10 protein-coding genes, 1 tRNA gene and 1 pseudogene are annotated in these 11,019 nt (G+C 44.3%); 7 read left to right on the plus strand and 5 right to left on the minus strand.

Annotated elements, in window-relative coordinates:
- The first annotated feature begins 288 nt into the window (after nucleotides 1–288).
- From E4665_RS17555 to E4665_RS17575, 6 genes and pseudogenes are all read left to right on the plus strand, one after another.
- On the plus strand, nucleotides 289–1,749 hold the full coding sequence (locus E4665_RS17555) for an MFS transporter (RefSeq protein ID WP_135350102.1): 1,461 nt from the start codon (nucleotides 289–291) through the stop codon (nucleotides 1,747–1,749).
- Nucleotides 1,750–1,795: 46 nt separating this feature from the next.
- Nucleotides 1,796–2,272 (plus strand): annotated as a pseudogene (locus tag E4665_RS18750) (DUF402 domain-containing protein); the annotation flags it as partial.
- A complete protein-coding gene (locus E4665_RS18755) occupies nucleotides 2,270–2,995 on the plus strand; it encodes a prolyl oligopeptidase family serine peptidase (protein WP_338326019.1) in 726 nt (241 codons plus the stop codon). The pseudogene E4665_RS18750 and the gene E4665_RS18755, both read left to right, overlap by 3 nt.
- A gap of 5 nt (nucleotides 2,996–3,000) precedes the next feature.
- Complete coding sequence (locus E4665_RS17565) at nucleotides 3,001–3,498, plus strand: tetratricopeptide repeat protein (protein ID WP_135350104.1); 498 nt, start codon at nucleotides 3,001–3,003, stop codon at nucleotides 3,496–3,498.
- Between the two features lie 111 nt (nucleotides 3,499–3,609).
- Nucleotides 3,610–4,107, plus strand: a complete 498-nt coding sequence (locus tag E4665_RS17570; protein ID WP_135350105.1) for a GNAT family N-acetyltransferase — start codon at nucleotides 3,610–3,612, stop codon at nucleotides 4,105–4,107.
- Nucleotides 4,108–4,162: 55 nt separating this feature from the next.
- Nucleotides 4,163–5,722 (plus strand): phospholipase C, encoded by a 1,560-nt coding sequence (locus E4665_RS17575; RefSeq protein ID WP_241654962.1) that lies wholly within the window; start codon nucleotides 4,163–4,165, stop codon nucleotides 5,720–5,722.
- Nucleotides 5,723–5,759: 37 nt separating this feature from the next.
- On the opposite strand, the gene E4665_RS17580 is transcribed toward E4665_RS17575, so the two are convergent.
- On the minus strand, nucleotides 5,760–5,966 hold the full coding sequence (locus E4665_RS17580; RefSeq protein WP_135350106.1) for a transcriptional regulator: 207 nt from the start codon (nucleotides 5,964–5,966) through the stop codon (nucleotides 5,760–5,762).
- 77 nt (nucleotides 5,967–6,043) lie between these two features.
- Nucleotides 6,044–7,297 carry an APC family permease gene (locus E4665_RS17585; protein WP_135350107.1) on the minus strand — a complete coding sequence of 418 codons (1,254 nt, stop codon included), beginning with the start codon at nucleotides 7,295–7,297 and terminating at the stop codon, nucleotides 6,044–6,046.
- 115 nt (nucleotides 7,298–7,412) lie between these two features.
- Here E4665_RS17585 and E4665_RS17590 point away from each other — a divergent pair, with 115 nt between their 5' ends.
- Nucleotides 7,413–8,303 carry a LysR family transcriptional regulator gene (locus E4665_RS17590; protein WP_135350108.1) on the plus strand — a complete coding sequence of 297 codons (891 nt, stop codon included), beginning with the start codon at nucleotides 7,413–7,415 and terminating at the stop codon, nucleotides 8,301–8,303.
- Nucleotides 8,304–8,323: 20 nt separating this feature from the next.
- Here E4665_RS17590 and E4665_RS17595 read toward each other — a convergent pair whose 3' ends face one another.
- The 3 genes from E4665_RS17595 to E4665_RS17605 form a co-directional block, all read right to left on the minus strand.
- Nucleotides 8,324–9,724: an amino acid permease gene (locus E4665_RS17595; RefSeq protein WP_135350109.1), complete on the minus strand. Its 1,401-nt coding sequence runs from the start codon at nucleotides 9,722–9,724 to the stop codon at nucleotides 8,324–8,326.
- 265 nt (nucleotides 9,725–9,989) lie between these two features.
- A tRNA-Pro gene (locus E4665_RS17600) sits at nucleotides 9,990–10,063 on the minus strand.
- Between the two features lie 191 nt (nucleotides 10,064–10,254).
- Complete coding sequence (locus tag E4665_RS17605; protein WP_135350110.1) at nucleotides 10,255–10,581, minus strand: bacteriocin immunity family protein; 327 nt, start codon at nucleotides 10,579–10,581, stop codon at nucleotides 10,255–10,257.
- Nucleotides 10,582–11,019 lie beyond the last annotated feature (438 nt).

The following is an 11,019-nucleotide window of genomic DNA, read 5'->3' on the forward strand; positions in this document are numbered from 1 at the left end:
ATTTATCAACTTCGGTCGGAGCTGAGCTACATTCTGTGAAACATGAACAAGAAGAGCCGTGTGCGTAAATAGCGCACGCACGGTTCCGTGAGGGGACAGAAGATGTGAATCGCTGTCCTACTCGACAAGATTTCAGAGGAATTAAGTATAAGAAAAACTAAGGCTCAGCCTGTCCAAGGCACTTGGCTTTGCCAAGTTTTTCTAATGTAAGTTTATTCTGAATTCCCGCACCTGTTCTGCCGGGTAATGGGAAACGGCTTACAGTTTAATAACAGGAGGGTGCAGGAAATGACTGAATCACTACCATTAACTTATCAAGATGACAAGGATGTTCAAAGAAAACGTTGGCTGATCCTGATTGTCGTCAATCTTTTTACTTTTATGTCGACACTGGACGCAAGTATTGTTAATGTCGCTCTGCCGCAGATTTCCCAGGATCTGCGGCTGCCGATTGCAAGCAGCCAGTGGATCATCACCATTTATCTGATGGTAATCTGCATACTGATTCTGATGTTTGGTCGTTTGGGTGATATGTTTGGAAAAATATTTATATTTCGTTTGGGCACCATGCTGTTTATTTTAGGGTCCTTGATCTGCGGATTCGGGTTGAATTTTGAACTGCTCCTGACCGGACGGGTTATTCAGGCGATTGGCGCTTCAATGACGATGGCGAATAATTTTGGGATTGCAACGGATATTTTCCCTCGGTCGGAACGCGGCAGGGCACTGGGATTGATTGGCACTTTTGTTTCGATCGGGGGTATTGCAGGGCCAGGAATCGGAGGAATCGTGGTCTCGGCACTCAGCTGGAATTATATTTTCTGGATCAATGTGCCGATTGGTATCATCGTGATTATTCTCGGAAAGCTCGTACTTCCGAAAGATTTGTTTCAATCGAAAGGGCATCTTGATACAACAGGCACTTTGATTTTTGGCTTGTTTATTACCTTCCTGTTTGCGGGCTTACTTCTGGGGCAGCATTTTGGCTATGAAAACTGGAAGATCACAGGCCTTTTGATCCTTTCCGCTGTTTTTCTCGCTCTCTTTACCCGTACGGAATGGCATAAAGAGCAGCCGATGCTTCAGCTGAAGCTTTTTAAAAATCCGCTGTTTTCCGTTGGTATCTTATGCGGCTATCTGGTTTTTGTATCAAATTTCTGCTTCACGATTATTGCACCTTTTTATACGCAGGATCTTTTAAATATGACTGCGAGGGATTCCGGACTACTCATGATGCTCTTTCCAGTAATGATGGCTATTGTTGCTCCATTCAGTGGCGCTTTATCTGACAAAATCGGTTCTGAGCTTCTTACTTTTTTCGGACTTCTGGTTCTGGCAGCGGCGCAAATTGGTCTTGGATTTCTTAATGAAACGAGTCCGCTGGCCTATGTTGGCTTACTGATCGCAATGCTTGGAACGGGGAGCGGGATGTTCATGTCACCGAACAATTCGCTTGTCATGTCAACGGTGCCAAGATCCCAGCTCGGAAGCGCCGGAAGTGTCAATGCTTTGATCCGCAATCTTGGAATGATCAGCGGCATTACCTTTGCGACAACACTTCTCTTCGCCAGTATGTCCGCAGCTGCTGGTTATCGTGTGACCGGACTGATCCCGGGACATCCGGATATCTTCCTGTATGGCATGCACATTGTTTTTCTCGCATCCGCTGGAATTTGTATGGTCTGTGCACTGATTACCGGTTTTCGTCTGATGCAGTCCAGGCGGCAGCTGCATCAAAAAGCGGTTTGACAGAGCTTTTGACCACCCAATCATTCAAACGAAATCAGGGCTGGATATGCGACGTATCATTGAGCGGAAAATTCGGTATGACTCTACTCTGGCAGAATACACCTGCGAGGTAGTAAAACTTACGAAGAAGTACGCTGTTTTGACCTATGAAATGGCTGAAACAGTAATGGTCGGCACCACGGAAGCCGATATGAAAATTCCGGCTGGCAGCCGTACGTATGCCTACTATTGGACAGATCGCCCCTACAATATTTACATCTGGAGAGCCAGAAGCGGAGAATTTTTGGGAGCGTATTTCAATATCGTCAAAAATACGCGAATCACGGATCAGGTTGTCTCTTTTGAAGACCTGATTGTAGATCTCCTCGTCAGACCGGACGGCTGCTCGTTTATGCTTGATAAAGAGGAATTGCCGGAACCCTTAGGAAATTTTGAGAACGGTTGTGTACACCGGACACTGGATCATTTAGCAGAATCCTATGACCGGCTGCTGCCACCTATCTTATCGGAAACCCGGATCATGGGATCCGAAGAAAGTTTTAATAAGAAATTACCTTTTACTCGATATCGAGCAGAGAAGTCTTCTGGAGATTTAACGATTGTCATGTACCATGGGTGGGGTTCTAGTGCAGATGTCTTTGAAGAGAAGGCCGGAATCTTGTCCTCTCTGGGATACCAGGTTATTCTACCGGAATTGATTTACCATGACAGGAGAGCCAATATTGGTGACCATTTTAATCCTCAGTCGGCTCAACGTTATTTCTGGAAAACGATATTCAGAAGCATTGATGAAGCACCCGACCTGCTCAGACTGCTCAAGTGTCCTCCTAATCGGGTGGTCTTGATGGGCAGTTCAATGGGCGGGTTTATTGCGTCCGGTATTTTCTCTTCCATGAAAGGGCTGGCGGGACTGATCGTTGTTAACGGTTCGGGTTCCTTCTCTTTATCCGAGTCCATTTTCAGAGAAAAGGACGGTAGAAATGAATTAACAGAGGGCGAGAGGGTCGAGTTTTCCCGTTATAATCCCGTGGAGAGCCCCATTCTTAATGATGCGCCCCAACTTCTGATGCATGGAGACAGCGATTCAATCGTATCAATTAAAGGTGAGGAAGATTACGTGAAAATCACTCGTGAGAAAGCGGACAATGCCTGCCTGACATTCAAAACATTTCCAGGAATCGATCATCAGTTCACTGAACCCATGTTTCATGAGATGGTGTATTGGCTGAAAAACAATGTGGGGTGACTCATATGGAAAAGTCGATCCAATCGATGATTCAAGAGGCGGATAGATTAATGAAAAACGGCAACGAACAGGCGTGTTTATCCATGCTTCATGATGTATCATGCATGGTTCCGGGTAACAGTGATGTTTGGTTTAGGTATGCGCTTGCATTGGATCATTTTTCAAAGGAAGAAGAGGCCATTCCTGCTTACAAAAAAGCTCTTAAAATAGGCCTGAACCGCAATGCGGAACGTACAGCGCTCATTTGTCTGGCATCATCCTATCGCAATGTCGGTGAGATCAACCGGGCGAATGAGACCATTGTTCAGGTATTAACAGAATATCCGGATCATATTGCTGCTCAGTGTTTTTACAGCCTGATACTGGCAGATTCAGGAGAACCCGAGAAGGCCCTTCAAGTACTGGGGAGAGCACTTCTGATAGGTATCGAGCCAGAGGTCTTCGAAGGATTTAAAGAAGCACTGGAGGCTAAATTCTCTGAACTGACAAAGACAATAAAGTAAAGATCATCTGCTGTAAATTCTGTTTCCCCTTAGATTCCCCGTTTTGCAATTTTTCCCGGAACTTCTGCTAGAATGAAAGATAAGTATACAGTGAAAAAGGCGGTCCATGTGGTGGATATATTCCAAGAAAGTCAACCGGATTTTCTTCCCATTTCCGAACGGTTGCAACTGAAAAAGTTTAGCGACATTGTACCCCAAGCCTTGGGGTGGTACCAGGACGAAGAGACGTTACGGCTTGTTGACGGACCTGACAGAGATCCCTATAGCGAAGAAACTCTGGTTCGTATGTATTCTGTTTTGAATCAGCTGGGCGAACTCTATTATATTGAATACAAAACAGATAACGAATTTCGACCCATAGGTGACGTTACGCTGGCGATTCGTGATCTTCCAATTGTCATTGGGGACTCTGCCTGTCGCGGGAAGGGAATAGGTTTCCAAGTTGTTCAGGTGCTAATTAAAAGAGCCCACAATCAGGGACTGAAGGAACTATATGTCCGGGAGATTTACGGCTACAATACGGCTTCGCAAAAACTTTTTGAAAAATGCGGATTTATTAAGGACATGAAGACAAAACTTGGTTATTCATATCGGTTAATGATTGAATAACACAGATAAATGATTTCATTGTTGCGTGAGTGCTTTCAAAAAGGAGTAACCGCTCTTGAAGATCAAGCTAGTTGTGACTGCTTTGTTAATCATTGCACTGTCTCTTGGCTCGTTTATGATCATTTCTAAGTTTCATTGTTCGGGTACCATAGATTATTTTGCTCAAAAGACACAATCGGTGAAAACCTCGGACTCAATGACAACGACACCAATCAAACATCTTGTCGTTTTGTTTGATGAGAATGTTTCTTTCGATCACTATTTTGGAACATATCCGTACGCGGCCAATAATAATCGAGATGAGCCTAGATTTATTGCCAAACCCGGTACGCCGGCGGTTAATGGATTAAACCGTGCGCTATTAACTCACAATCCGAATTCAGACAATCCACACCGACTGTCCCGTCGTCAGGTGATGACGCCCGATATGAACCATGCTTATGCTGCAGAACAGAGAGCGTATAACGGGGGCAAAATGAATCGTTTCGTATCATATGCCGGAAAGGGCAATCCGATCGTCATGGATTATTATGACGGAAATACAGTAACCGCACTTTGGAACTACGCCCAGAACTTTTCAATGAGCGATCATTCTTTTAACACAACATTTGGTCCGTCCACACCCGGCGCACTGAACCTTGTATCTGGGCAGACTCATGGAATTACCGCTTATCAAAATGGCAGAACAGTCCCGACTGTTCCGGGAGGCGTCGCGAATGAGACAATTTACGGCGATCTTGATCCGTATTATGACAATGCGTCGAAGTCCGCAGTAAAAATTGCTGCAGGCGGAAAAAATATTGGTGATTTGATGAACCGGAAAGGGGTTACCTGGGGATGGTTTGAGGGCGGATTCAGCGATCCTTCCGCAACACATAAAAATAGAGCGGGACAATCTGTGACAGACTATAGTCCGCATCACGAACCCTTTCAGTATTATCGATCAACGGCCAATCCGGCGCATCTGGCACCGACATCCGTCCGTATGATCGGCTTCTCAGATAGAGCGAATCATCAATATGATCTGACTGAATTCTGGGCCGGGGTTGCACAGGGCAATCTTCCTGCCGTCAGCTTTCTCAAAGCGGCTTCCTATCAGGACGGACATGCGGGGTATTCGGATCCGCTCGACGAACAAAATTTTATTGTGGATACAATCAATAAACTGCAGAAACTGCCGCAGTGGAAAGATACAGCTGTGATCATTGCATACGATGATTCGGACGGCTGGTATGATCATGTGGTTCCTCCGTTAGTCAACGGTTCCGGAGATCAGATAAATAATGCTCTGTCTGCTGCAGGAGGAAACGGTACAAATAAACTTGGAGGCTACAAAGATCGGTTGGGCTATGGCCCGCGCTTGCCACTGCTTGTCATATCGCCTTACGCCAGAACAAATTTTGTTGACCATACATTAACGGACCAAACATCCATCCTTCGCTTTGTTGAAGACAATTGGAAGCTGGGACGGATTGGCGCGCATTCGTATGACTCAATGGCCGGATCTATAGAAAATATGTTCAATTTCAAACAAGGAACAAGGGCAAAGAAACTTTTTCTCGATCCTTCAACAGGTGAGCCGATTCAGCAGGGAGGACTCGGAAAATCCCAGTAAAAAAGGGCACCTCTGCTGAGTGTGCCCGATCTGTTTGTCATGTGTAATAATGTTTTGGGACAGGAGGAATCGATGAGGAGGGGCGGTGAACGGTCTTCGCAAAAACGCCATAAATATGGCCACAATGATCACAGAATGCAACGTTGAACCATGGATCGCCAATCGGGCTGCTTTGAACGCTTTCTTCATAGACGATATGCTCCAAGCCGGTCGTCCCACATTCCGGACATCTGGGTTCAGTCATAAGACCATCTCCTTTTTATTACATAATTCTGCGAAAATAGATATTTTCCTGCGTGAAAATATTGGAAAAAGCACATTTCAGCTCACTGTTGAACGGCTCAACATTTTGCGAAAAAAGATGATGAGAGCGATGGCGATCGGGTAAAGGATTGCTGCCCCTAAAAAAAGGCACATAGCAATAGTTGCTATCAAAGAAATCAGACTGATGGACCGTCTCTTTCTGTCCGCTTTGAAAAGTACGACACCTGCTGCACACCCGCCGAGATAATTGAGCAGGAAAGTAGCGTTTGGCAATTGGATGAGCTGTGTCAGGCTGAATATCTGAAAAACATAGAGACTTATAATAATGAAAAAGCCGACAGCCAGAAAGGCAAGACCTCCTATTGGTGTCTCGTATCTGGCCGATGTGATCCCAAGCCATGCTGGTGCATGTCCGTGAATCGAAAGTGATCGGGCAAGCCGTGAAGCAGCTCCAATATAGGCGACGACTGTTGCCAAACAAATGAGCAAACTGGACAGTCCAACCAAAACGGCACCGGGAGTGCCAAATGACTTTTTGGCAATGACAACCAACGCCGCCTGCGACGGTGAATGAAAACTATCCGTACCAATAACAGCGAGGGCGCTGAGAAAATAAAGCAAGCCAATAAGGACAGCAGCGATGAGAGTGGCGCGGATGACATCTTTTTGAGGATTAACGAACTCTTCGGCTAAGTGTGATACCGCTTCCCAACCGATGAAGCACCAGAATAAGATCGTTGACGCAGCACCGATTCCGCTGATTCCGTGTGTCATGAACGGCTCAAAATTGGCTGCTTTTACATGAGGCAGTGCGCCTATTATAGCCAGTATCAGAACAGCAACAATTCCGGCAACAACGGCCACCTGAATTTTTCCCGCCAGGCGCATTCCCACGTAGTTCAGATACAAAGCGGACAAAAGAACCATGCAGGCAATAAACACTCTCACACTTTCGGGCCAGCCGAACGCTGTACTGATGTAACCGGATCCAGCTAAGGCGGCAACCGGAGCACCTATAGGGACAGACATAAGAAAAAACCAACCGGTCACTGAGCCGGCCTGCTCACCAAAAGCAAGAGTGACAAAATGGGAAACACCGCCTGAATTTGGATATTGATGTGCCAGATAGGCCATGCACATGGCGAGGGGCAGAGACAGAATAAGCATAGCGGCCCAGTCAATAATTGAGGATGGGCCGGCAATGTCGGCGGCGAGTCCGGGTACAATTAAAATACCAGCGCCAAGCACAGCACCGATGTATAAAGCAATCGCCTGCGGCAGGCGAATAGTTGGTCGCATTTTGTTATTCATACAAATCCTCCTGAGTTGCTTTTTTATCTTCTTCATGTATCATATGGATAAATAAACAATCAGTAAAGATGATTATTTTGATCGAAACGATCAAAAATGCTGATGGAGGAATTACATGGAAATCAAACAATTAATGACCTTCCAAAAAGCAGCTGAACAGCTGAATTTTACCCGGACTGCTGAACAATTAAATTTTGCCCAGTCCAGCGTTACAGGGCACATCAAATCTCTTGAAGATGAATTGGGTGTCCCACTGTTTGATCGTCTTGGAAAAAGCTTGAAGCTGACAGAGGCGGGAAGGACGCTGCTGCATTATGCAAACAGGATTATTCGATTAACTTCTGAGGCAGGACAGGCGATCTCTGAGGAAAAAGGACCAGCAGGACTCCTCGTCATTGGTACAAGTGAAAGCCTTTGTACCTATCGCCTGCCTCCGGTTTTATCTGCATTCAGCCACCGGTATCCGAAGGTAAGGTTCCATTTTCTTCCGGACACTTCAGATCGGGATATCATCAAACTGCTGGCTGGAGGAAAAATGGATGTCGCAGTGCTCATGGATGCGGGTAAAGATTTGCGATTATTTAATATCTGTCCCTTGCAGAAAGAGAAAATAGTACTCGTCGCTTCCGCGGATCATCAGCTGGCCGCGCTAAGGTCTGTTGGACCTGAAGAGTTATATAAAGAACCGCTGCTTCTGACAGAAAAAGACTGCAGTTATCGCCGCAACCTCGACCGGATTCTTTCAAGCAATCAGCTCATTCCGGAACAAGTTTCTGAATTTGCAAGTGTGGAAGCCATTAAACAATGTGTGATTTCTGGATTGGGAGTTGCCGCTCTGCCTGAGATGACTGTCCATAAAGAAATATTGGACGGAACCATTAAAGTATTACCTTGGACCGGTGACCCGATGTATATTCAACCGTGTATGGTCTGGCTTAAAGACAAATGGGTTTCACCTGCCCTGTCCGCCTTTCTGACACTTACCCAGCAACATCTTCAAAATTAACAGGTTCTTAGGCGGCCAAATCATTCTTGATAGGTTCTTTGCTGGAATTTCTTTTTTATCCAATACATGACCATAATAAGAAAAACGATGACCAATGTAAAAATGAGACTGATACGTTGCTGCCTGTGAAATACTGAACCGATAATACTGAGAGTGATGATCATAATTCCGATCAAACCCGAATAAGGCTGAAAAGGCATTGTCCAGTGTTCCTCAGCATAGGTCCGGCGATTTTTTAGATCGGCGAGAATGATGTTGAGCCAGTTTAAGAGCAGCATGGTCCCTGAAGCTGTTGCCAGGTACTCATATACTGATTTAGGAAGAATATAAGAGAGAAGGTCTACAAAAATGAGCAGAACCAGCGTCAGCAGGAGCCCGAACACCGGAATATCTTTTTTGCTCCGTTTATCAAAAAGTTTAGGAGCATCATGGTCTGCAGCAAGCGCAGCAAGAACGGTCGTCATAGAATACAAGGCACCGATCATGGTCGAAAACGCTGCGGTCAGGATCACAAAATTAAAAATTCCGCCGACTGCCGGAATACGGAAAATGGAGAGGGCAGTTACAAAAGGACTTTCACTTGAACTAATGGCTTTCCATGGCGCAAGTAGTAATATCGATAATATGGAAAGCAAATAAACGATGACCAGAGCAATGACTAGCGTATATCCAGCTTTTGTGACCTCACGTTCATCCCGCAATTTTTCCGCTGTAAGTCCGACAATTTCAATACCTCCAAATGAAAGCAGAACAAAAATCATGCTCGCCCAGAAACCGGTAAAGCCATTTGGAAACATACCCGCCTGAAACGGGCTGTGAACGGATAATGAGTGAAATAGTGCCGATTTGCCACCGACTAGAACCAGCAGTGCAAACAAAATAAAAGCAAAGAGAGCAGACAATTTAAGTATGGCTAAATAGGATTCTATGGTACCGAAATCCTGAACGCCCAGCAATACAACACCAATTCCGATACAGGCATATCCGGCAAAAAATAGCCACAGAGGAACATTAGGCAGCCAAAAACGTGTGAATGTAGATAACGCTGTAATTTCACTGGAAACAATCATAAGTCCCGCAAACCAATAAATCCATCCGAAAACGAATGCATACGATTCGCCATAGGCTTTTTTAGCATAAGTACGAAATGATCCGCTTTGTGGATCATTCACCGTCATTTCCGCCAGTGCTGCAAAGACGATCAAGGCGGAGATTCCAGCAATTAAATAACTAATCAAGACGGAAGCACCAGCATTGTGAATGGATAAACCAGAACCCAGAAAGAAGCCGGCGCCGATGACAGAGCTAATGCCAATAAGGCTTAACTGCCACCAAGACAGGTTGGCGCCTTTCCCTGACTTGATATTTATTTTTTGACGGCGTACCGCCATATCCTGAATAGGGTGATGGAATTTTTTCATATTATCCGAACTCCTTGGTGAATAAGTATATTTTAAACAAATTCACCTGATTGATACCCGTTGTCTTTCCTCTTTAATCAAGTACGGATGTTATTTTCATAATATTTTTTCTGAAGCAGCAGCAATAAATTCGGAATATTGAATTTGGGGTCTTAATAATTTCGAGACGATTAAATAGAATAAATGAATTGTGGAAGGCGAAGAGCACAAATAGTAATTAATAAAAAAAGCGCCAAAATAGCATCAGGCGCTGTAAAAAACGAGATCGGAAAGACAGGATTTGAACCTGCGACCACATGGCCCCCAGCCATGTGCTCTACCAAGCTGAGCTACTTTCCGTTGTGTAGCAACAAATCGGAGCATAGATCCCCAAGCTATAAGATTTCAACTTTTTTATTTTAATGCGCTCATGCTGTACAGTCAAGTGGAGTACAGAAAGCGACTCTGAAAAAGAATAAAAAACCCTCTCTAGATCTTTTTACCAAGAGGTGGTTAAAACTATTGAAATTGTTGGGATTAGAAAATTGTTTCTAATGCAAATATATTCCCATTGCAGCAAGTCCTATACCTAGATTTTTTTTAAGTAATCCAGTGGTTGAAATTTCCATATAAAATTCACCAACTCGAGGACTTAGTCTAGATTGAACTGTTATTCGTTTAACTGCTATTTGTCGTAGTCCTTCAGCTAAACACATTAGTTGTCTTTCAAAATCTTGGTTCTTTCCAACATTATTTTTAAAAGTAATGAGCTCGTCGCGTTCATCATCTTGTGTTTGTTCATCAAGGATAAGATCGTAGACTTTTTCTAGAATTGAATTTTCTTGTTCTTTCCGACTCAATTTCTTTTTTTTAAACATTAAGAGTCCTCCCTCTTTTTATGAATGATATAGCCACCGACAGCTGAATTCATCCAACCGTTGGCAATAAATTGAAAGTGTATGAAAGATTACCCTGTGTCTGAATCCAACGATACTTGTGTGTGTTGTATTGAAATTGATACAATCCCGGACCAAACGTAGCAATTGTCTTCCATTTTCCTGTCTGAGTCTGTTGAATCTGACCCTCTGATAGTGAATCAAACGTACTTAACGATACCAATGCGTCCTAAGTTAAACCAACTTTTTTATTTGACATGAGTATGTCTGCCTAAAATACTTTATAACCTTATTGTTATTGATGCCTGATTTTAGCCGAAAGTTGACGGGATTGCCTGTCCAATAAGTGCCAGCTATAATGTCCGTAGGACTTTATAGCTGGCATTTATTTTGCGAAAGGAAAAGGGTATCCCTTCACCG

Source organism: Sporolactobacillus shoreae, assembly GCF_004684935.1.
Lineage (GTDB): Bacteria > Bacillota > Bacilli > Bacillales > Sporolactobacillaceae > Sporolactobacillus > Sporolactobacillus shoreae.

What these genes read in the sequence shown, in the direction of transcription:
- E4665_RS17565 (WP_135350104.1), top strand. Translation starts at nt 3,001, where the DNA reads ATGGAAAAGTCGATCCAATCGATGATTCAAGAGGCGGATAGATTAATG.
- E4665_RS17590 (WP_135350108.1), top strand. Translation starts at nt 7,413, where the DNA reads ATGGAAATCAAACAATTAATGACCTTCCAAAAAGCAGCTGAACAGCTG.
- E4665_RS17585 (WP_135350107.1), bottom strand. Translation starts at nt 7,297, where the DNA reads ATGAATAACAAAATGCGACCAACTATTCGCCTGCCGCAGGCGATTGCT.
- E4665_RS17595 (WP_135350109.1), bottom strand. Translation starts at nt 9,724, where the DNA reads ATGAAAAAATTCCATCACCCTATTCAGGATATGGCGGTACGCCGTCAA.
- E4665_RS17555 (WP_135350102.1), top strand. Translation starts at nt 289, where the DNA reads ATGACTGAATCACTACCATTAACTTATCAAGATGACAAGGATGTTCAA.
- E4665_RS17580 (WP_135350106.1), bottom strand. Translation starts at nt 5,966, where the DNA reads ATGACTGAACCCAGATGTCCGGAATGTGGGACGACCGGCTTGGAGCAT.
- E4665_RS17605 (WP_135350110.1), bottom strand. Translation starts at nt 10,581, where the DNA reads ATGTTTAAAAAAAAGAAATTGAGTCGGAAAGAACAAGAAAATTCAATT.
- E4665_RS18755 (WP_338326019.1), top strand. Translation starts at nt 2,270, where the DNA reads ATGGGATCCGAAGAAAGTTTTAATAAGAAATTACCTTTTACTCGATAT.